Origin of the sequence: Paenarthrobacter nitroguajacolicus (assembly GCF_029952445.1) — a bacterium.
Lineage (GTDB): Bacteria > Actinomycetota > Actinomycetes > Actinomycetales > Micrococcaceae > Arthrobacter > Arthrobacter nitroguajacolicus_B.
Window position 1 is genome coordinate 35,033 of sequence record NZ_JAQPPK010000018.1, and the last position, 20,747, is coordinate 55,779.

General features: G+C 62.4%; 21 protein-coding genes and 1 pseudogene. 14 read left to right on the top strand and 8 right to left on the bottom strand.

Features of this window, described 5'->3' with window-relative positions; translation table 11 throughout:
- Positions 1 to 410: 410 nt before the first annotated feature.
- Both PJL15_RS22725 and PJL15_RS14235 read left to right on the top strand, forming a co-directional pair.
- Positions 411 to 680: pseudogene (locus tag PJL15_RS22725) on the top strand (glycosyl hydrolase family 28-related protein); the annotation flags it as partial.
- Between the two features lie 377 nt (positions 681 to 1,057).
- Positions 1,058 to 1,378, top strand: coding sequence for a hypothetical protein (locus PJL15_RS14235; RefSeq protein ID WP_281451796.1), 321 nt, complete (start codon positions 1,058 to 1,060; stop codon positions 1,376 to 1,378).
- Between the two features lie 5 nt (positions 1,379 to 1,383).
- Here PJL15_RS14235 and PJL15_RS14240 read toward each other — a convergent pair whose 3' ends face one another.
- Positions 1,384 to 2,298 (bottom strand): GGDEF domain-containing response regulator, encoded by a 915-nt coding sequence (locus PJL15_RS14240; RefSeq protein ID WP_281451797.1) that lies wholly within the window; start codon positions 2,296 to 2,298, stop codon positions 1,384 to 1,386.
- Positions 2,295 to 5,753 (bottom strand): hybrid sensor histidine kinase/response regulator, encoded by a 3,459-nt coding sequence (locus tag PJL15_RS14245; RefSeq protein ID WP_281451798.1) that lies wholly within the window; start codon positions 5,751 to 5,753, stop codon positions 2,295 to 2,297. The genes PJL15_RS14240 and PJL15_RS14245 overlap by 4 nt, the downstream gene beginning before the upstream one ends.
- Positions 5,754 to 6,188: 435 nt before the next feature.
- Here PJL15_RS14245 and PJL15_RS14250 point away from each other — a divergent pair, with 435 nt between their 5' ends.
- Positions 6,189 to 7,193 (top strand): LysM peptidoglycan-binding domain-containing protein, encoded by a 1,005-nt coding sequence (locus tag PJL15_RS14250; protein ID WP_281451799.1) that lies wholly within the window; start codon positions 6,189 to 6,191, stop codon positions 7,191 to 7,193.
- Between the two features lie 17 nt (positions 7,194 to 7,210).
- On the opposite strand, the gene PJL15_RS14255 is transcribed toward PJL15_RS14250, so the two are convergent.
- Positions 7,211 to 7,807 (bottom strand): low molecular weight phosphatase family protein, encoded by a 597-nt coding sequence (locus PJL15_RS14255; protein ID WP_281451800.1) that lies wholly within the window; start codon positions 7,805 to 7,807, stop codon positions 7,211 to 7,213.
- A 200-nt stretch (positions 7,808 to 8,007) separates the two neighbouring features.
- Between PJL15_RS14255 and paaA the strand changes: the two genes are divergently transcribed.
- The 6 genes from paaA to PJL15_RS14285 are packed head-to-tail and all read left to right on the top strand — an operon-like array spanning position 8,008 to position 12,930.
- Entirely contained in the window at positions 8,008 to 9,003 is a 996-nt protein-coding gene (paaA, locus tag PJL15_RS14260) for a 1,2-phenylacetyl-CoA epoxidase subunit PaaA (protein ID WP_281451801.1), read from the top strand.
- Positions 9,003 to 9,446 carry a 1,2-phenylacetyl-CoA epoxidase subunit PaaB gene (paaB, locus tag PJL15_RS14265; RefSeq protein ID WP_281451802.1) on the top strand — a complete coding sequence of 148 codons (444 nt, stop codon included), beginning with the start codon at positions 9,003 to 9,005 and terminating at the stop codon, positions 9,444 to 9,446. Before paaA ends, paaB begins: the two co-directional genes overlap by 1 nt.
- Complete coding sequence (gene paaC / locus PJL15_RS14270) at positions 9,443 to 10,360, top strand: 1,2-phenylacetyl-CoA epoxidase subunit PaaC (protein ID WP_281451803.1); 918 nt, start codon at positions 9,443 to 9,445, stop codon at positions 10,358 to 10,360. The genes paaB and paaC overlap by 4 nt, the downstream gene beginning before the upstream one ends.
- 5 nt (positions 10,361 to 10,365) lie before the next feature.
- Positions 10,366 to 10,926, top strand: a complete 561-nt coding sequence (gene paaD, locus PJL15_RS14275) for a 1,2-phenylacetyl-CoA epoxidase subunit PaaD (protein WP_281451804.1) — start codon at positions 10,366 to 10,368, stop codon at positions 10,924 to 10,926.
- 10 nt (positions 10,927 to 10,936) lie between these two features.
- On the top strand, positions 10,937 to 12,142 hold the full coding sequence (paaE, locus tag PJL15_RS14280) for a 1,2-phenylacetyl-CoA epoxidase subunit PaaE (RefSeq protein WP_281451805.1): 1,206 nt from the start codon (positions 10,937 to 10,939) through the stop codon (positions 12,140 to 12,142).
- A gap of 8 nt (positions 12,143 to 12,150) precedes the next feature.
- Positions 12,151 to 12,930, top strand: a complete 780-nt coding sequence (locus tag PJL15_RS14285; protein ID WP_281451806.1) for an enoyl-CoA hydratase/isomerase family protein — start codon at positions 12,151 to 12,153, stop codon at positions 12,928 to 12,930.
- A gap of 18 nt (positions 12,931 to 12,948) precedes the next feature.
- On the opposite strand, the gene PJL15_RS14290 is transcribed toward PJL15_RS14285, so the two are convergent.
- Positions 12,949 to 14,448 (bottom strand): PQQ-binding-like beta-propeller repeat protein, encoded by a 1,500-nt coding sequence (locus tag PJL15_RS14290; protein WP_281451807.1) that lies wholly within the window; start codon positions 14,446 to 14,448, stop codon positions 12,949 to 12,951.
- Between the two features lie 465 nt (positions 14,449 to 14,913).
- Here PJL15_RS14290 and PJL15_RS14295 point away from each other — a divergent pair, with 465 nt between their 5' ends.
- Both PJL15_RS14295 and PJL15_RS14300 read left to right on the top strand, forming a co-directional pair.
- Positions 14,914 to 15,768 carry an SDR family oxidoreductase gene (locus PJL15_RS14295; protein ID WP_281451808.1) on the top strand — a complete coding sequence of 285 codons (855 nt, stop codon included), beginning with the start codon at positions 14,914 to 14,916 and terminating at the stop codon, positions 15,766 to 15,768.
- Positions 15,765 to 16,148: a MerR family transcriptional regulator gene (locus tag PJL15_RS14300; protein ID WP_281451809.1), complete on the top strand. Its 384-nt coding sequence runs from the start codon at positions 15,765 to 15,767 to the stop codon at positions 16,146 to 16,148. Before PJL15_RS14295 ends, PJL15_RS14300 begins: the two co-directional genes overlap by 4 nt.
- A 49-nt stretch (positions 16,149 to 16,197) precedes the next feature.
- Here PJL15_RS14300 and PJL15_RS14305 read toward each other — a convergent pair whose 3' ends face one another.
- Both PJL15_RS14305 and PJL15_RS14310 read right to left on the bottom strand, forming a co-directional pair.
- Positions 16,198 to 16,380, bottom strand: a complete 183-nt coding sequence (locus PJL15_RS14305) for a hypothetical protein (protein ID WP_281451810.1) — start codon at positions 16,378 to 16,380, stop codon at positions 16,198 to 16,200.
- A gap of 67 nt (positions 16,381 to 16,447) precedes the next feature.
- The gene (locus PJL15_RS14310) at positions 16,448 to 16,699 is read right to left on the bottom strand and encodes a hypothetical protein (RefSeq protein WP_281451811.1); all 252 of its coding nucleotides are present in this window, start codon (positions 16,697 to 16,699) and stop codon (positions 16,448 to 16,450) included.
- A 123-nt stretch (positions 16,700 to 16,822) separates the two neighbouring features.
- Between PJL15_RS14310 and PJL15_RS14315 the strand changes: the two genes are divergently transcribed.
- Positions 16,823 to 18,286, top strand: coding sequence for a protein adenylyltransferase SelO (locus PJL15_RS14315; RefSeq protein ID WP_281451812.1), 1,464 nt, complete (start codon positions 16,823 to 16,825; stop codon positions 18,284 to 18,286).
- Between the two features lie 83 nt (positions 18,287 to 18,369).
- Here PJL15_RS14315 and PJL15_RS14320 read toward each other — a convergent pair whose 3' ends face one another.
- Both PJL15_RS14320 and PJL15_RS14325 read right to left on the bottom strand, forming a co-directional pair.
- Entirely contained in the window at positions 18,370 to 18,549 is a 180-nt protein-coding gene (locus PJL15_RS14320; RefSeq protein ID WP_281451813.1) for a hypothetical protein, read from the bottom strand.
- A 151-nt stretch (positions 18,550 to 18,700) separates the two neighbouring features.
- Positions 18,701 to 19,108, bottom strand: coding sequence for a MarR family winged helix-turn-helix transcriptional regulator (locus PJL15_RS14325; RefSeq protein WP_281451814.1), 408 nt, complete (start codon positions 19,106 to 19,108; stop codon positions 18,701 to 18,703).
- Positions 19,109 to 19,220: 112 nt separating this feature from the next.
- Here PJL15_RS14325 and PJL15_RS14330 point away from each other — a divergent pair, with 112 nt between their 5' ends.
- Positions 19,221 to 19,847, top strand: coding sequence for a hypothetical protein (locus PJL15_RS14330; RefSeq protein WP_281451815.1), 627 nt, complete (start codon positions 19,221 to 19,223; stop codon positions 19,845 to 19,847).
- 251 nt (positions 19,848 to 20,098) lie between these two features.
- Complete coding sequence (locus tag PJL15_RS14335) at positions 20,099 to 20,746, top strand: hypothetical protein (protein ID WP_281451816.1); 648 nt, start codon at positions 20,099 to 20,101, stop codon at positions 20,744 to 20,746.
- The last annotated feature ends 1 nt before the right edge of the window (position 20,747 follow it).

The window sequence follows — 20,747 nt, forward strand, 5'->3', positions numbered from 1 at the left end:
TAGACCCATTGATGCCCACCCGCGTCATGTTCTCCTGTCCGAAGACACTGGACAGATGACAGCTGCCATAGGCAATGAACCCCTTTGGTGGGCATCCGGGGTGGCAATGAACGCCTTCTCGTCAGGTTGGAATTTCGAATAGGAGACTACTTGCTTATGGCACGTCGCAGAACACCCACTGATTACCCCAGTTCTTCGCACCGTGGTGCTGGCCTACCGGGCACTGAACGCCGGCTTCTCTATCGTGTGGTCGCGGCAGGCGTTGCGTTGCTGATGATAACTGCCATGACGGCAACCGGGGCCATTGCGGCGACACCTATGCCGACGCAACAGCCCTGACTCTTAGCGTCGCCCCGTCTGGATGTGCGGTAAGCAGTGCTACCGGTAGCCAGGCTTCAACCTACTACCCGGTGACTGCCACTCCTGACGACGCAATAGACGATACGGCGAGCATCCAGGACCGCATTAATACGGCTGGCGCAGCGGGAGGGGGCATCGTGAAGTTACCTGCAGGGACGTTCCTTATTGACGGGAAGCTGCGCATGGCGAGCAACGTAAAACTCGAGGGCGCGGGTCCGACAACTATTTTGAAGGCAGGGCCCACATTCCTCAACAACAACGGTCCAGCGGGCGGCTATCCGATCGTCACAACGGCTGGAGCCGACAACACAACCCTGACGAACTTCACTGCGGATCAATCGGGCGACACTCTGAATGGCAATGTCGCGGGCCGTTTGAACGAGTACGTCATCGACGTTCGCGATTCGTATAACTCTCTCGTCCAGGGCATTCACACAAGAAACCCGTTTACATACTCGATCGCATTTGTAGGCGGTTCGAAGTGGTGCGTCAAAGACACCAGCACTCAATCGGCCACCAATGGCAAGTACACGGAACTGGATGGCATCCATGCCATGAATACCAGCTACGCGATATTGTGGGGAACGTCGTTGACCAACGCAAGGGTTCCGATGGTGATGACGGTATCGCCGTCCACACGTACGGCAATGAGGATGTTCACGGCATCAGAATTGCGAATAATACGGTGCGCGGAGGCGTGCACGGAGCCGGTATAGATCTAGCTGGCGGTTCGGGAACCATCTACGACATTGATGTCATCGGCAACGTCGTCTGGGGTTCGCCGCGCGGTTTGGAAGATGCCTACTACGACGGCACCAAGCAGATCCACCACGTCAGCGTGGTAGGAAACACGTTTAAGGACAACGACATCAAAACCATCGGCGGGGCCGTGGATTTCGAGCGCCCGGTGACGTACGTGACGATGACGGACAACGTGGCATGCAACTCAGGTGGTTACCGTCTCCCGATCGGAACCGGGAATGTGAACCTTCGGAATACCCAAACCTCGGTTTGCTGACCAACTCACTCTGACCCGAGCGCCCGCGCGAGGGCCACCCTGTTCCTGCCCGCAGCTTTGGCGGCGTACAGGGCGAGGTCGGCCTCCTTCAGGAGTTGTTCGGTTCCGGTGCGGTGGCCGCCGTCGGTTGCGGCTGCGATCCCGGCGCTGATGGTCAGGACGCCGTCGGGGTCGCCGGAGTGTTCGATCCGCAGGTCGTGGACGGCTGCCCTGACGCGTTCCATGACCGTTTCCGCGGTTGCTGCAGATTGTTCCCGGAGCAGCAACAGGAACTCCTCCCCGCCAAAGCGGTACACGGCATCGGTCGCCCGTATTTCACCTGCCAGGGTGGCCGCAATGGCAACCAGCGCGGCGTCACCGGCTTGATGTCCATAGATGTCGTTGTAGCTCTTGAAGTTGTCGACGTCCACCATGGCCAGGCAGTAGCCGTGGCTGCCGTCGTGCAAAACTCCGAGGTCCTCTGACAGCTTCAGCCGGTTGTGCACCTTGGTGAGCGGGTCCGTACGTGCCTGTTCGGTCAGGGCCGAGCGGTAGCGGGCCAGGTCGGCATGCAACGACGTTATGCGCTGGGCGGCCAGGAGCCTGATGTGCAGGCTGAACGGGTCCAAAGGCTTGGTGACGTAGTCGTCTGCTCCGGCTTCCATCCCGGCCAGCACGTCCTTCCGCGACCCATGGGAGGTCACCAGGATGATGTACGTGTACCGGTCCTCCTCTGCTGCCCGGATGGCACGGCAAAGATCCAGCCCGTTCAGGCCGGGCATCATCAGGTCCGTCACCACGGCTTCCGGGCTGTGCTCTTGGAAGAGCTGCCACGCCGAGTCACCGTCCACGGCCACGATGCATTCATGCCCGGACTGCTCCACCGCCGCCTTGGTGATCATGCGGGAGATTTGGTCATCGTCCGCGATAAGGATCTTCATAGGACTCCCAGTAAAGTGCGTTCAAGGGCGTGGTCCACTCTTGCCAGCTCCGCGGTCAGCTGGCCCAGCAGCCGCATCCCCTCGACCTCCAGGTCCGTGCCGCCGTCGTGCCCAAGCCGTTCCAAATCTTTGCACAGCGCAGCGGCACCCACGGCTCCGATGTTGGCCGCCGCGCCAGCGAGTTTGTGCGCCGCCGTTTCCACCGCCGGCGCGTCGCCGGCGTTGATCGCAGAACGCAGCGCCACCACAATGCCGCTGGCGTCTTGCCGGAAAGCCTCGATGGCTGCCGGGAGCAGGCCCACGCCGTCGTCGGGTCCGAGTTCGCGCAGGATCTGCAGCCGTCCGGTGTCAAGAACAACAGCGTCCGACGGCGGTGCTTCCGCCGGCTGCGGCTCCCCGCCTGCGGTCGGCGTAACATCCAGCTCCCCACCAGGAGCCGGCGCGGCAGCGGCCCCAGCCTCCGCCGTCGTCGTTTCTTGCACCTCCGGGACCCAGCGCGCCAGAACAGCACCGAGCGTTGCGAGGTCCACCGGCTTGCTGATGTAGTCGTCCATCCCGGCGGCGAAGCAGCGCTCGCGGTCTTCGTTCAGGGCCCCGGCTGTCATGGCGATGATCGGGATCCGGGCCGCATGTCCGTTGCGGGCACGGATGGCGCGGGTGGCATCGAATCCGTCCATGACAGGCATATGGCAGTCCATAAGCACCGCGGCGTAGCGTCCCGAGAGGGCAGCCGCGACAGCCTGGGCGCCGTCTTCGACGATGTCCACCCCGTAGCCGAGCCGGTTGGCCATGCCGCGGGCCACGAGTTGGTTGACCTCGTTGTCCTCTGCCACCAGCAACTTCCCCAATCGCGCTACTGGCTCATCGGCCGGCAGTGCAGGTGAAGGTGTGGGCGTTGCCGGGGTGCCCGTGGTCCTGGTGGCCATCAGGCGAAGAAGCCGGTTGTAGAACTCGGAACTTCGGACCGGTTTGGTCAGGTATTCACGGATGCCGGCTTCGGCCAGGTCGACCTTTTCCACCAGCATGGTGGAGGTCAGCAGTATGATCCCGGGCGTTCCCGGAGTGGTGCTTTCGGTGTTGATTTGGCGGGCAAGTTCCAGGCCGTCGGTATCGGGCATGCACATGTCCACCACGGCGATGTCGTAGGGACGGCCCTCCGCAACAGCAGTGCGGAAGGCGGTCATCGCGGAGGACGCATCGGCTACCGCAACTGGCGTCATGCCCCAGCTGTCCAACTGGGTTTCCAACACCAGGCGGTTGGTGGCGTTGTCGTCCACCACCAGCACCCTGCGTCCGGCAAGGGTGGCAGGCAACGTGACTGTCCCGGAATCGGGTGGCCCCACAGGCAACTCCAGTTCAAACCAGAACCGGCTCCCGTGTCCCAACTCGCTGTCCAGTCCGACCTGGCCGCCCATGGCCTCCGTGAGTCGCCGGGAGATGGCCAGTCCCAACCCGGTGCCGCCGTAGCGGCGTGTGGTGGAGGCATCTGCCTGGGCGAAGGATTCAAACAGGCGGTGGTGGTCTTCGGGACTGATGCCGATCCCCGTGTCGCGGACTTCGAAGCGCAGCGAGGCATTCCCGCCGTCCGTTGCCAGCAAGGTGACTTTGATTTCCACTTCTCCGGACGGCGTGAATTTCACGGCGTTGGAGGACAGATTCACCAGGATCTGCCGGATGCGGCCGGAGTCGCCCATAAGCCGGCCTGGCACCTCGGGGTGGCAATAGGAGATGAGTTCCAGGTTCTTGCCTTGTGCGGCTTCGGCAACCAGCCCGGCCACTTCTTCCACCAGTGCCCGGGGATCGAAGGCGTTGACTTCCAGGTCCACTTTCCCGGCTTCGAGTTTGGAAAAGTCAAGGATGTCGTTGATCAGCGTGAGAAGAACCTCGCCGGCGCCTTTCACCCCTTGGGCGTATTGCCGCTGGCCGTCGCTCAGGGGCGTGTCCATCATGAGTGAGGTCAAGCCGATCACGGCGTTGAGGGGCGTCCGGATCTCGTGGCTCATGGTGGCCAGGAATTCCGACTTGAGCCTGCTCGCCTCCAGGGCGGCCTCGCGGGCGGCCAGGAGTTCGGTTTCCGCAGCCTTGCGTTCAGTGATGTCACGCGAAATGAAGGCCACCCCGCGGATCGCGGACCCGCTCCGCACGGGGGACAGCGTGACGGATACAGGAATGGTCGCGCCGTCGCCACGGGTGCGCTGCGTTTCGTAGTTCTGGATCTCACCGGTGCTTGCCGTGGTTCCCAGCGCCTGGCGTTCTTTTCCGCGCATGCCTTCCGGGATGAAGAAATCGCCCTTCCTGCCGATCATTTCCGACGCCGGGTACCCGAAGATCTTTTCCGCGCCGGGGTTCCAACTGGTGATGACGCCGTCGAGCGTTTCACTAACGATGGCATCCCCGGACGAGTTGACGATCGCACCCAAGCCCTCAAGCTCGGCGGTGCGTTCGGCCACTTTCGATTCAAGGTCGCGGGTGAGCGTCACATTCTCGACGACGATCAGCACCTGGCGCACGATGACGAACCCCAGGACCACCAGGCCGGTGACCAACAGGACGCGGTCGGCGCCAATGGGGCCGGTCCTGGAAAAGAACACTGCGCTGAAGACGGGAAGGTAGGGGAGCAGCTCGAGCGCTGCTGCGTAGCCGCGGCCGTCCTTGCGGGTGCTGGGTGCTTCCGGTATCAGTGGGCTCAAGGCCACCAGCAGGAAGGCGAGCACCCACCCCAGTGCCAAGGGCGAGCCGGTAACACCTGAAATGCCCTCCAAAGTGAGCCGCATGTAGGCAAGGTCTGTGAGGGCCAGGATCCAGAAGCCGATGCCAAGGCTGAGCCACGGCAACCGGCGGCCCCTGGCGGCACGCATGGTGAGGACGATGACCACGGAGACCATGAAAACGTCTGCGACGGGGTAGGCCATCTGCGTTATGCGGGCAAACGGGTCGCTGTTGGTGGCGCCGGCCAAGGGACCCAGCACGGAACTCCAGGCGATGAAAAACGTGGAACTTGCCACCACGCCTGCGTCTAGGATGGCGCGGCGCAGAGGCAACCGAAGTCCTTGCCCGCGCAAAAGCAGCACCAAGCCGATGGAGGCCGGAAGCGCGTACCCAACAAAACCGACGTCGGCCAACGACGGAAAAGGGTAGTTGTGATCCAGCGTGATGCCGTTGAAGGTCCACACGGCTTGGCCGGCTGACCAGAGCGCCAGTCCCGCCACCACGAACCAGCGGCCGGCGGTGTTGCCACGCTGTTTGAGGGCCGCGACGGTGTGGGTGGCCAGGGCCGTCAGGACGGCTGTGAGGATCGCCAGGTCGCCTGCGAGTTGGGCGGTGGGCGTACCGTTTCCGCTGAGGAGGCCAACGGCAAGCAGCACTGCGCAAAAGGCGGCAGCAATCAGGAAAAACGGCAATCCGCGTCCCGACCACGAGCGCTTGGACAGAACCTCGTGCTTCACTCCTGCCACCGAACCCCTGCCTTCAAAAGTGGCCCCACCCAAAAGCGATCAACGCCGTCTTAGCTGCGCTGAGGAGAGCATACGCTGAAACCACCCGTCCAGGACATAAAAAGCGGTCTGTGAAGAATGCTTGACAACACGTACTCCCGACAGCCGATGGCTGAGTACCGCAAGTAGTCCGTTGCCCGAATCTGCGTAATACCTGACAGCCCGTCGCTGCCATTTCCGGGAAAGTCGAGTAGCTCCTACTCGTGCAACAAGCAATACCCAATTCCTATATTTGAATTCGCAGGGGTTTTATTGCAATTCCGTTCCTCCGGCTCAGCGGTGGATCGCACCCCGCCCATGTGCGGCGGTGCTCCTCCCAATACATAGCTGCGCTGTCTGCACCAGGGCCACAACGGCTCCCACGCGCGGTCCAAGCCATGGAGTCCCGGGGTTCCCATGAACATGAATGATGTAGATTTCCAAACTTCCCTCAACAAGAACAATGGCGTCGGCCGGCAATCGGCTTTCAGTAAATCCAAGCTCATGATTGCCGGCGCCGTCCTCGCATTACTGGCATTGATCCCCGTGCTCTTTGGGGTTGTCAATTGGGCCACCCACCCGGCCGGCAGCGAGCAACAACCAGTCTCCACCGAACAAGCGGCAGCACCGGAGGCAGTGCCTTCAGTGCCGGCCGCCGATGCTGCCTCAGCCGCCCCATCACAGGATGCCCAGGCGGCTCCGACGGCGGCACCGGCCGCAGCTGCGGACGTACCGGCGGCGGCTCCGGCGGCTGAGCCCGTAGCCCAAGCGGCGCCCGCAACTGAAACAGCTCCGGTGGCCGAACCGGCTGCTCCAGCTGCCCCGGCCGGTGATCCCAACCTCTACACGGTGGCATCCGGCGACACGGTGGGTACCATCGCTGCAAGGTTCGGCGTGGACGTCAATGCGATGTTGGCTGCGAACGGCTTGGGTGCTTATTCAGTGATTGTGCCAGGGCAGGTCCTGAAACTCACCGGGCCACCGGTTGCACCTGTTCCGGCCGCACAAGCCCAAGCTCCGGCTGTCCAGGCCCAAGCACAGGCCGCGGCCGCTCCAGCCGTTGTGGCTGCTCCGGCTCCCGCACCTGCACCCGCCGTCCGGACCATCTATGTGGCCGGTGCCGGTGGCCAGTCGCTGGTGGATGCCTGCATAGGGCCGATCAACTACACGCCAACCAACGCATACGCCGTGTTCATCACCGAGCATGATTTCTGCGGAGGATGGGCCCGGTTCTCCGGAATCAACGTGGGTGAGACCGTATCCATCCCCGGCTACGGAACTTTCACTGCAACGGGGCGTGGCGTAGTACCCAACCCCGGCACCACCAACGATGTCGCGGCAGTGTTCGGCGGATTCCCCGCAGTGGTTCTGCAGACCTGCATCCCCGGTACCAGCCAGATGCTGGTGATCGGCCTCAACTAAAACAAACCCAATAGCCCCTAGGCCCGCGCCGTAAGGCGTGCGAAACGGAGGATGCCCAGGATGGCCGGGGCCAACTCATCCTCCATCTGGTGGTAGACCTCTTCCGCTCGTCGGTAGGGGTCTACCACGTCGTTGTCTGCAGGATCGGAGGGCAGGGCCAGGTGGCGGACAGAGGCAGCCCGGGCGGGAAGAGCCTTCCAGAAGTCAACGATGTCGCCGGTGGCGGGAGCGTCGTCGCGGGTTTCCAGGACGGCAAGCATGCGCGCGAATTCCCGGACTGTGAACGTGCGCTTAAGCAGGGAGGCATCCAATTGGAGAACTTCGCCGCGGTGTTTGGAGGTCATGGCCAGCACCAGGTCTGTTTCGCGGAGGATCTTCTGGTTCAGCTGCCGGGCGGCAAAGTTGTCCGGTGTGCCGCGGAAGGTACTGATGATCTTTGCGGAGAGCGGCTGGATGGGTTCGCCCACCATGGCCCGGGTCCCTGCGCTGCGGACCTCGAATGATCCCGGGCTTACCTGGTTCAGCCCAGCCTGGAGCAACCTCTCGGCCACGGGGGAGCGGCAGATGTTTCCGGTGCAGACGGTGAGGATTCTGAAGGGCTGGGGCGATTGCACGTAGGGCTCTTTTCTTGCGTTGGCTTGGGACGGTTGAAGCCCCACCCCAAGTTAACACGGAGAATCTCAGGAGCCTTGTCAACAACGCCAGGTCGTCGGGCACTGGCACATCACCCGGGCGACCCACCGCCGAACGCTTGACTGCAATCGCTCGCTCCGCATATTCTGAACGAACGGTCGGTAATTTATTAGGAGCAACCATGGCATCGCAGAATCTGCAGTCAGTGCCCGCTGAGCTGTCCCCGGAAGAGCAGGAGCGGGAGGCAGCCGGACAGGCGTATTTTGATCGCATCATTTCGGAGGACTCGCGCATCGAACCGCGCGACTGGATGCCTGCGGCTTACCGCAAGACTTTGCTGCGCCAGATCTCGCAGCACGCACACTCGGAAATCATCGGGATGCAGCCGGAGGCCAACTGGATCACGCGCGCTCCGAGCCTGAAGCGCAAGTCCATCCTCATGGCCAAGGTCCAGGACGAGGCAGGCCACGGCTTGTACCTGTATTCCGCAGCAGAGACGCTGGGGCAGAGCAGGGACCAGATGATGGAAGACCTGATCGCCGGCAAGGCCCGGTACTCGTCCATCTTCAACTACCCCACGATTTCCTGGGCAGACATGGGAGCCATCGGCTGGCTTGTCGATGGTGCTGCCATCTGCAACCAGGTGCCCCTGTGCCGTGCCTCGTATGGTCCTTACGGCCGCGCAATGGTGCGCATTTGCAAGGAAGAATCGTTCCACCAGCGCCAGGGTTTCGAGATCCTGCTGGAACTCTCCAACGGCACGTCCGCGCAGAAGCAGATGGCACAGGACGCCGTGAACCGCTGGTACGCGCCGTCGCTGATGATGTTCGGCCCGCCGGATGACGATTCACCGAACTCCAAGCAGTCCATGGCCTGGAACATCAAGCGCTTCAGCAATGACGAGCTGCGCAGCCGGTTCGTAGGGATGATGGTGGAGCAGGTCAAGGTCCTGGGCCTCACCCTCCCGGACAAGGACGTACGTTTCAACGAAGAAACCAAGAAGTGGGAGCACGGACCCCTGGACTGGAACGAGTTCAAGGAAGTCCTGGCCGGCCGCGGTCCCTGCAACTCGCAGCGCGTTGAGCGCCGCCGTGAGGCACACGAAAACGGTGCCTGGGTTCGGGAAGCAGCAGTGGCCTACGCCCGCAAGCAAGCAGAGAAAGTGAACGCAGCATAATGGCTCCCCACGGTAACCCGGAAGAACCGGCAAGCGCCGCAGGCGAAATCAAGCGCGAGGCCCCCAAGGTCGCGGCCACCACAGCGGACAGCAGCACGGCGGACAGCACGACGGCGGCACCAGCCTCAGCCTCGAAGGTCACCTCGGGCGGCGCCAAGGAAGAGCACCCGTGGTCGCTGTGGGAGGTCTTCGTGCGTTCCAGCCGAGGCCTGTCCCACGTGCACGCGGGCTCCTTGCACGCTCCGGATGCGGCCATGGCCCTCCGGAACGCCCGCGATCTGTACACCCGTCGCAATGAGGGTGTCTCCATCTGGGTTGTCCCCGCTGAGGCGATTTCCTCCAGCGATCCCGATTCAAAGGGTGCCTTCTTTGAGTCGCCGCAGGGCAAGGATTACCGCCACGCCACCTACTACACCAAGAGCGAAGGCGTGAAGCACCTGTGACTACCAAAGATACTGGCTTCGCCATCGACGGCCACGGCGACATCTCCGTGGGCGTCCACGGCGCCGGTGCTTCCGGCGACGGTTCGGCGAGCGCCACCCGCATCACCCCTGGCAATGCGCTGCGTCCTGAGGACATCGCGCTGGAAATCAGCCGGGGCCAGGTCAAGCCCACCGAGGACGTTGCCGAGTTCGCGCTCCGCATTGGCGACGACGGCTTGATCCTCGCCCAGCGCCTGGGCCACTGGATTTCCCGTGCTCCCGAGCTTGAGGAAGACATCGCGCTGGGCAACATTGCCTTGGACCAGTTGGGCCATGCGCGCTCTTTCCTGACCTATGCCGGTGCGGCCTGGGGCAAGTCCGAGGACGACCTCGCCTACTTCCGTCGCGAGCACGAGTTCCGTTCGGCCCACCTGTTTGAGCAGCCCAATGGCGACTTCGCGGTCACCATCGCCAGGCAGTTCATCGTGAGCTTCTACCAGTACGAGCTCTACACCGCCCTGACCGGCTCCACGGATGCCACCATCGCAGCCATTTCCGCCAAGGCAGTGAAGGAAGTGGATTACCACCGCGACCACAGCGCGCAGTGGGTGCTGCGCCTCGCCGGTGGCACGGACGAATCCCGTGCACGGATCATCCAGGGCTTCAAGCTGGTGTGGCCCTATGTGGACGAACTCTTCGAAGACGACGAGCTCACCACCCGCCTGGCAGAAGCCGGCGTCACCGTTCAGCCCTCCACTCTCCGCGAGGCCTTCGACCGCCTCACCGGGGAGATCATGGCCGAAGCCGAACTCGAACTCCCCGGCACCCCGCAGTCCCTGGGCGGCGGCCGCCGAGGCAAGCACTCCGAATTCCTGGGCTACATCCTCGCCGAGATGCAGGTCCTGGCCCGCGAACACCCCGGTGCGAGCTGGTGACCAGCATGACCACCCCGTCACCGACGCAGTCAAAGACCGCCGAGCAGCAGGCCTGGGACATCGCGTCCACGGTCTGCGATCCGGAGATCCCGGTACTCACCATCGAGGACCTGGGCATCCTGCGCGGCGTTCGGGTTGAGCAAGCACCCCAGGCAGACGGCAACCATGACGGCGGCCCGGCGGGTACCGCCGTCGAGGTCACCATCACGCCCACGTACTCGGGCTGCCCGGCGATGGATGCCATTGGTGACGACCTGCGCACGGCCTTCAGGAATCAGGGCTACGCGAGCGTCGAGATCAACCTGGTGCTGTCCCCGGCGTGGACCACTGACTGGATGACCGATTCCGGCAAGGCCAAGCTGGAGGAGTACGGGATCGCCCCGCCCAGCGGCAGGGCAGCAGCCGGGGGCCATTCCGGTCCCGTCCGACTGAGCCTGGCCGTGAAATGCCCACAGTGTTCCTCGCTCAACACCAAAGAGCTCACCCGCTTTGGTTCCACATCCTGCAAGGCACTGTTCGTTTGCCAGGACTGCAAGGAACCGTTCGACTACTTCAAAGTCCTTTAAGGAAGCAGCCATGACCACCGAAACACAGACGGCCAGCCGCCGTCGTGCGTCTTTCCATAACCTGACCGTCGCGGAAGTCCGGCGCCTCACGGACGATGCCATCGAGGTCACGTTCGGTGTCCCGGCTGAGTTGGCTGGCCAGTATGACTACCTTCCGGGCCAGTACGTTGCCTTGCGCACCACCTTGAAGGATGAGAACGGTGAGCCGCACGAAGTCCGCCGCAGCTACTCGATCTGCGCAGAGCCGCGCAGCTTCGAGGACGGCAGCAGCGAGATCCGGGTTGCCATCAAGAAGGACCTCGGCGGCCTCTTTTCCACGTGGGCCAATGCCGAGCTGAAGGCCGGGGATGTCCTGGATGTCATGAACCCGCAGGGTGCGTTCATTTCCCGGCATGGCAAAGACGGCTCGTCGGTCCAGCACAATGTCATGAACTCCATGAACCACCCGGAGGAGCTGGCGGGGGAGCCGGGAAGTTTTGTTGCGATCGCTGCGGGTTCCGGCATCACTCCGGTGATCGCGATTGCGCGGACGCTCCTGGCTGCCAACCCGGAAACCACTTTTGACCTGGTCTACGCGAACAAAGCCGCCATGGATGTCATGTTCCTGGAGGAATTGGCGGACCTGAAGGACAAGTACCCCACCCGCCTGGCCCTGCATCACGTGCTTTCCCGCGAACAGCGGATCGCTCCGCTGATGACCGGCCGTATCGATTCGGAGAAGCTCCAGGCCCTGCTCTCTTCCGCGATCCATGCCGAGGACGTTGACGAGTGGTTCCTGTGCGGGCCGTTCGAGCTTGTCCAGCTGTGCCGCGACACCCTGGCGGCCCGTGGCGTTGAGCCGGAGCACGTCCGTTTCGAGCTCTTCACCACCGGCCGCCCGGACCGTCCGGAGGGCAACGCCGGCCGTCCGGTCGTGGCGGACGAATCGCAGGACACCTACAAGATCACGTTCACTCTGGACGGTCTTACCGGCGACGTCGCCAGCCCCACGCACGCCCGCGAATCCATCCTCAACGCAGCTCTTCGCGTCCGCCCGGATGTTCCCTTCGCATGCGCCGGCGGCGTGTGCGGTACCTGCCGCGCCAAGCTGGTCACCGGTACGGTGACCATGGATGAGAACTACGCCCTGGAGCAGGACGAGCTTGATAAGGGCTACGTCCTCACCTGCCAGTCCCACCCCACCAGCGAAGAAGTTACCGTCGACTTCGACGTCTAAGGAGTCCCATGATCGAGCTCTCCATTGCCAACGGCATTGCCGAAATTGTCCTGAACGCCCCCGGGAAGCTGAACTCGCTCGACGAGGACGCGCTTGCCGAACTTGATAAGGCGTACGACGACGCCGCTGCCGCCGCCTCACGCGGTGAGGTGCGGGCGCTGCTGCTTCGCGGAGAGGGACGCGCCTTTTGCGCCGGCCGCGACATTGCTGCCGTGACTCCTGAAACCGATGATGCCCAGGCCTATCTGGGCGGACTCGTGGAGCCGCTGTTGAAGAAGATGGCTGCCTTCCCGGCGCCGACGTTTGCTGCCGCCCACGGTGCATGCCTGGGAGTTGGGCTTGGGCTGCTGCTGGCCACGGACGTGGTTTATGTCGCCGAGAATGCCAAGTTCGGCTCACCGTTTGCCAAGCTCGGGGCCACCTTGGATTCCGGTGGGCACTGGTACTTCACTGAGCGTCTTGGGATGCACCGCACGCTGGACCTGATCTACACTGCCGACCTCATCTCGGGCACGGAAGCTGTGGAACGGGGCATGTTCAGCCGGGCGATGCCCGCCGATTCGCTGTTGCCCGTAACGCGGGAGATCGTGGCGCGGGTTGCCGTTGGCGCCACCGAGGCGTTCAACGCATCCAAGGACTTGGTGGCGCACATCCGCGATCAGCGCCTGGGCCTTTGGGCTTCCATGGCTGAGGAAAACGCCGAGCAGGCACGGCTCTGCAAGACGGACGACTATGCCGAAGGTTTCCGGGCGTTCCAGGAGAAGCGGGCGCCGGTTTTCAAGGGGTAGCCTGCTGAGCGCGGTTGGCTAGACGAACTCCTTGAGGAGTTTGTATCCGGCCACTTTGCCTTCCAGCGAGATGACGGCCATGTCCTGATCCGTGGTGGTTACGTCAGTGAGGGCGCCGTAAGTGAAGTCGAGAGTGGCTCCGCCTCCCTTCAGGCACGGGAACGCCGTCTGAGCGCCAGCTGCAATTTCGCCTCCCGGCTCATCCTTATAAGGGCCGTTCGGCGGGACGGTATATGTGGCGTTCTTCCAACAGATAAAGCCGTCGTCGAAACCTGCCCCGCGGGGTTTTCCGGTGTGGGTGTCCGTCAGGCTTGAGTCAAAGAAAGTCCCTGCAATCAAGAACTCACCGTGGCTTGCTGACGGAATAATCCCGTACTCGTCCCAGCTGTACACATATGCAGGTTTGCTTTCCCATACGGCGTCGCCGGTCAGGGGATCGTAGCCCACTGCCTTGGATCGGACGCCCCGGTATTTGCCCGCGGGAAACTCGATATAGCCATCCATGTACTCGCACCGCACAGGCAACGCGGTTCCAGCGCCCATCTTGGTGTCCTCCAGGCCCATCGTCCTTGAGCACTCGAGGGTGGAGCCGTCCGCCGTCCACAAAACCCGACCGCTGGAGGCCCTGAACCCGACGGTTTTAGTGGATTCGCGGAGGTTCAGTGACAAAGATTGCCCGGTAAATTTCCCGGGGTCAACACCCGTCGGGTTGATTCCGACCGAGCCCACGTAAAGATCAAGTTTTTCGGAGTACGTGAACTGCCAACCCAGATCGGTGGAGGCACCTTTACCGAAAACCTTTTCCAGCTCTATCTGCCAGAGAACCTCGCCGTAAGAGACGTGGGCCAGCTTTTCGACTCCGTTTTCCTCCACCGCATACAATTCCTTGCCCACCGGCTGGAAAACTCCGGTCAGCTCGTTAATGTCGGCACCCCCGGACTCTTCTCCGGTCTCCAGGTCCACCCAGTGTTCAACTGACTTGGCTTCCTCGTCGAAGGCGATGAAGCACATATCGAAGAGATCGTCGCAGGCAAATGGGCGGGTGCTGACCAACTCCGGCCGTCCGCGGTAGAGCTCCTTGCCCGTGCTCAGATCAAAGGCAACAGGCGAGGTCCACCAAACCACGTCAGTGTCGATGTCAGCCGGAGCTTCAGCGGCCTGCAGGAAAATCGCGGCGCTACTACCTGAAGCGGTCCTGGTTACAGCGGGTTCCAACGAGTTCCCTGGAGCGTCGTATCCCGGATGAACGGGCTGGGTCCATAATTCCTTGCCGGTAGCAACGGAAAGGGCGTGGGCCTCAACCCCCGCACTGCCCTTCGTGTAAACCAAGGCAACCCCGTCGGCTACCACCGGCTGACCGATGGGATCGAGCGTGACTTCCCAGGCCGCCGTCGCGGTTTCCTTGTTGCGTTCCGGTGGCGCCGCGGAAGCGGGCGGTTCTGATGCTTTACTTGCTGCGGGGAGCGGGAGGGGAAGTAATGTGCACGCGGAGAGCGTTGCAGCTGCCGCGATTGCCACGACGCCAAGCCCCCATGCCTTGAGTCGGACAGGCAGCGCAGACTGAGAATGTTGCAAAAGTTCCCCCAGGAAAAATGGCCACCTATGCGTGGCTCAAATAGAGGATACAGCCAGCGGAGTCAAGTCATATCCCCGGGACGTGTGGCCGGACCTGAGGGCGTCTCGATTCAGGCCGGCCACACTGGCTGCTGCTGGGGAAGGGGGAAAGCAGCCAAGGGCCCGGGTGGCCTTCTTTGTCCGATGGCCACGCGGTGCTCGTGATTGGTCGGCAAGGCCTAGCCTTGCGACACGTCTGTCCCACGTCCCCCACTGGACAGTCTCACAACAGGTCAGTAGGCGAAGCTGCCTGAACGTGTCGTGATTCCGGGGCCGGATTTACTTGACTTCGAGCGCGCTCGAAGGTGCATCATTCGATGAACAAGGCGTTCGAAGGTCGACGCCACGCCAAGGAATGAGATCAAAGCATTGACCACCCCAAGCAACCGCACAGTCCTGATCACGGGAACCTCGAGCGGAATCGGCCTTGCCACGGCCATCGAAGCCGCCAAGGCAGGCTGGACCACCATTGCCACCCTGCGGAACCCTGACCGCTCCGAAACCTTACGCGCAGCCGCCGCCGACGCAGGAGTCACACTGGACATCCGGGCTTTGGACGTGACGGATCCCGCCGCTGTTGAGCGTGAAATCGGGCATTGCATTGACACCTACGGGCAGCTTGACGCGTTGGTCAACAACGCAGGCGCCGCAACTGTGGGTACTTCGGAGATGCTGTCGATGGATGACTTTCGCGCCGCAATGGAGGTCAACTACTTCGGTGTTGTGGCCCTTACCCGCGCCGCCTTGCCTCACCTCCGCCGCAGTAGGGGCAGGGTAATCGCCGTGAGTTCGGTCGGGGGCGTAGTCGGCCAGCCTTTCAACGAGGCTTACTGTGCCTCGAAGTTCGCCGTGGAGGGATTTCTGGAGAGCCTGCAACCTGTTGCCATGAGCGTTGGCGTTGGTGTGCACATCATCGAACCAGGCGCGGTAAGCAGCGATTTCGTCGCCAATGCCGGCGTCGACATTGATGCCCTTCGAGCCGACGTCGGCCCGTATCAGTCGGCTTTGTCCGCGTATGTGGACCGGACCATGCGGCAGTACGCGAACAGCACCGCACAGACATCCCGTGAAGTTGCTGAGGTGGTGCTGGCCACAATGATGGACGAGGACCCGGCCTTCAGGATCCAAACCTCGCAAGCGGCCCGCAGCTTCGTCGCCACCAAGTTGGCCGATCTCGATGGAAGCCGGGTCAGTGCCGTGACAACGGCGTGGCTGGGTCTATGACACTCACGGAGAACAGCCCGTTGTCCATCGCCGAAGCCGCCCGGGTAACAGGTGTCAGCGCCCACGCTTTGCGTTACTACGAGGGGCAAGGGCTTCTGGATGTGCCTCGAACGGATGCAGGACGGCGGGCCTACGGTCCCCGGGAACTGTCCGCCGTCCGCTTCATTACGCAGTTGCGCAGGACCGGGATGCCCATAGCGACCATCCGCCAGTACGCCGACATGGTGCGTGCCGGAACCAACAGCACTGGTGCCGGACTCCGGCTTCTTGAAGAACATCGGGACGTTCTTGAGGCAAACCTGCAGGTACAGCAGGAGTTTCTAAGAAGCATCACGGCGAAAATTGATCTTTACCGGGGACAACTCCCAGAGGGCGGTTGAGGCAACAGCGCTCGACGGCGGCGGCGTCGCCGGATGAGTGTGGTTGGGTTCAGACGCGATCAAGTGTGGCGTAAGGGCGGCTCGGCAGGTGTCCGGCAGTCCATGGGCGGATGGGTGGTTCCGGCGGAATTTGTCCCCGGCCGTCGCGGACCACCAGGACCGCTGCTCCTATCGCAGCGGCCACGCAAACCAAGCCCATGAGGACCAACGCAACTACCAATGCCAGAGACATCGCAATACCTCTGGGTCCCATTTTACCGGGGTTTCGCGGTATTACAGGGCTTGGACCCGACAGTCTCCTAAAGGTTCATCGGCCTCAGCACCACCAGAAGCACGATCGCCAGAACGATGTCAAGCACCGCAAGCACTATCCCAGCAGTGCTCTTGACGCCCTGGACCTCCGCCTTGCGGGCAAAAATAAAAGCAGCGATGCCCAAGGGGATTCCCAGGATGAACATGCCAATGATGCCCAGGACGATTGAGGTCTTTTTGTACGAGAGCCCAAGTCTTCTTTGGATCTCAATCTCAGTGGTGTCGGTAGTAGCGGTCACGTTTTCTCCCCATTGTTTTGTGGTCTTCGAGTTGAAGAATAACCGGTTGAAGCCTCCGCTCAGGCATACGCAGCCCCTAAGCGCCCTTACCACCCTCACCAGAAACCGCCCTATCCTTAATTGATGAGTGACATCGCCGCGTCCACCATCGCCTTCAAGGGTCAGTTCGCACGGGAGTTCCCGGAGCTGGCCATTCCGTGGCGCGCGGAGGAGGCCCCCGATCCGCAGCTTCTGGTACTCAACCAGCCGCTCGCCGTCGAACTTGGTTTTGATCCTGGGTTCCTCCGGAGCCCGGAGGGCGTGCGGCTGCTGATCGGCAATGCCATTCCGGAAGATGCCACCCCTGTTGCCCAGGGCTATTCGGGCCACCAGTTCGGTTGGTATTCGCCGCGGTTGGGGGATGGGCGTGCCCTCCTTTTGGGCGAGGTCGCCGGCACGGACGGGAAGCTCCGCGACATCCATCTGAAGGGCTCGGGCCGGACGCCGTTTGCCCGGAATGGTGATGGACAGGCTGCCATTGGACCCATGATGCGCGAGTACATCGTCAGTGAGTCGATGCATGCCTTGGGGGTTCCGACCACCAGGTCTCTCGCGGTTGTGGCAACAGGGCGGTCGGTCCAGCGCGAGACGCTTCTCCCGGGCGCGGTCCTGACCCGGGTGGCCAGCAGCCATGTGCGGGTGGGCAGCTTCCAGTACGCCCGGGCCAGCAACGATATGGAACTGCTGCGGCGCCTCGCTGACCATGCGATCGAACGCCACCACCCGGCGTCGGACGGTGAAGCGAACCGGTACCTCGCGCTCCTCAAGTCCGTCATATCGGTCCAGGCGCAGCTTGTTGCCCAGTGGATGCTGGTGGGTTTCGTCCACGGCGTGATGAACACGGACAACATGACGGTGTCCGGCGAAACCATCGACTACGGTCCGTGCGCGTTCATGGACGGTTTCGATCCCGGGGCCGTGTACAGCTCCATCGATGAGCAGGGCCGCTACGCGTACCGCAACCAGCCGGTGGTGGCCGAGTGGAACCTCGCGCGTTTCGCTGAAGCTTTGGCGCCCCTGATCCACGAGGATGAGGAGCAGGCGGTCGCGCTCGCCGTGGAGGCGCTCGGCGGGTTCCGGCAGCAGTACAGTGATGCGTGGTTCAGCGGGATGGTTGCCAAGCTTGGGCTGCCTGAGGGAATTGACGACGCCGTTTCGTCACCTTTGGTGGATGGCCTCCTTGGGCTGATCCAGGAGGCACGGGCCGACTACACCTCGTTCTTCCGCAACCTGGGAAAGGCCGCCCGCGGAGATGTCGAGCCGACCCGCGGCGCTGTCCTCGACCTTGCCGCGTTCGACGAATGGCTGGACCGCTGGCGGGCTGCCGGACCGGACGCAGATGCCATGGATCGCGTGAACCCTGTCTATATTCCGCGCAACCACTTGGTGGAAGAGGCCCTCGCAGCTGCGAGCAACGGGGACCTCGGCCCGACAGTGCAGCTACTTGAGGCGATCAGCTCCCCGTATGTTGAACGTCCTGGCCTGGAAAAGTTTGCTGCTCCTGCACCGGAGAGCTTCGGCCCATATCGGACATTCTGCGGCACCTGAGTTTATCCGCCAAGGTGAGTTAAATACCAAGGGCAAGCGAGCCGGATGGCGTCGCTTGCCCTTGTCTTTGTGGTCCTTGTTCGTCAGCTCCAGATGGCCCTGACCACCATGTCTGCACCGGCAGCCAAGTGATTGCCGGTGTGTCCTGCGTCCAGAACACATACGTCTTCAGAATCAGGCGAACCTGTTGTGACCAGGCACTCTGCTGCCCTGAAACTGAGGAGGTCTACTGGAAGGTTGTCGCCAATGCGAAGTTCACTCATGATGCCCTCTTGGTTTATCCGGGCATCGCTACTGGTATCGCTAGCCCGGTATTTGTGGAGAGATGTCTCCTGTGGTCGCCGGACTTCATCAGCGCATGACTCCATCCTGCCCTGATATGGGGGCTTACGTCTACGCGGGCGATCTGAGGGCTTAGTTGATCTTGGTGTCCCGCACGATCGCCATGAGTTCGTCACGCAGGCTTTCGGAGTCCAGATTGACGGCTGAAAGCACGGAGTTCTCTTGGCCGTGGGACTGTTCCAGCAGGTCCAGGCCCAGGGCGGTAATCGATATCAATTGGCTGCGGCGGTCGAAGCGGTTGGGTTCGCGAAGGATGAATCCCCTGGATTCGAGCCTGGTGAGGAGTGGTCCGATGGTTTGGGCTTGGACGCGGACGCTCTGGGCAAGTTTTCCCGGGGCAATGGGCCCCAGAGTTGCGACGGCGTCCAACGTCAGCACCGCTGGATAGGTCAGTCCAAGCGGGCGCAGTTTCTCGTTCCATGCCAGCTCCACCAGCCTTGCCGCCGTGGACAGCAACCGGCTGGTTGGCCAACGTTCCATATCCGGCATTCAGGCACCCCCGGCCTTTCAAGAATAGTCAGCTTACTTACTAGGCTACATCAGTCATTGGTTTGTTCATCTTTTGTATTCACGGGTGGGCTAGGGTTTCGCTATGTCGAAGTCCCTTGCTGATGAGGCCGCCGGGCACGTTGTGCATTTCGTTGACCGCTTGGATGCCTCGGGGTCGGCTCCCGAGTCGCTCAAGCTCCCCAAGCATCTGGGTGCACTCGGGCGACTGGTCTTCGCCGCGGTCAACGTGCTGGCCATGGCTGTTGTGGCCGGCGCTCTGTATCTCATATGGACAGGGGAGACCCCAGGGTTGTGGTTCAACCTCTTGTTCACGGTGATCCTCGGCGCAATTCCCGTGGTGTTGTGGGCGATCCTCGTTGGGTCCGTCGCTGAAGCGAGGTCGGATCTACAACTTCAGGCCGTGTGGGAGCAGGCACGGGAACGGGCCCAAGCCGTGCGCGGCACTGTTGCGGCACGGGACATCCGGCTAGCCGAGGAAGGATCGGTGTCCTCTTTTGAGCTCGCGGTTGCGCTTGAGGACGGTTCGACCGTCAGTGGCCGTTGGCGTCCGGCGAAGTCGTCGAGCCGCTTGCCGCTCCAGCCGCAGGTGCCAGGGGTGGGATCTGAGGTCATCGTCTGGAGGGTCGCCGAAGCTGGCGGGGCCAGCCACCCGCTTGTCATCCAGGTAATCGACCCGACGGTTGTGCAGCCGCGGCGTACCGCCAGTTAACGAGGACAATAGGAATCCCATTTATTTGCTGGGCGGACCGGTGGTTCGTAGATAGGCATCGCTGAACTCGCCGCGGCACCCGCAGCAACGTCTGTAGACATAGGCAAGGCAGTGGAGTAATTAGAGCACAAGATGTTTGCGTATTCGGGATTCTTGGCTGTAATGTCCCGACTTAGGCTCTCCTAAGCCCGCGCTTTATCCCCGGGGCGCTACCCGTTCGCATCGCACCCTTTCCCCGAGAGGCTCCACCCGTGTCCTTACTTCCTCCTGCCCATTTCCCGGTGGCCGAACCCCCTGACGCTGGCGTCCTCAGCGAACCAGCGGAAATCGCGGATCCTGCGATGGGCCGACCACATGGTCGCCGGTTGCCTCTGGTGTTGCTTGGAGTGCTCTGCACGGTCGGCTGGACTGGATCGCTGTTGTTCGGGCATTTCGTGGATTGCGGACCGGGCCTCCACAGGATCGGGCTCGCCGTTCATATCCTTGCCCTGGTGATCTCTTTCGGCACCATCCTGGTTGTTGATTGGCTGGGCCTTCTGTGGCTGCTGGGCAAAGTCCAAATGCACGAATCCGGAAAACTCGAAGCGGCAGCCAAGCCTTTGATCTGGGGCGGGCTCGCCTTGCTCCTCATTTCCGGCGCCCTGATAGCCCCTGACCTGGACAACCCCGTTACCGTGGTCAAACTCGTGTGCGTTTTGGTTCTCATGCTCAACGGGTTGGGGATCGCTCCGGCAATGCACCAACTGCTTGCCCTGCCAGCGGGAACGCGATTCGGTGAACTTGGCCGGCGACTCCGCCTTCGACTCATGGTTGCTCTGAGCATTTCCCAGGCATGCTGGTGGACGGCGGTCCTCATAGGTCTCGTCAACAGCACGCTTCGGCGGTGGGCCGGACTGTAGC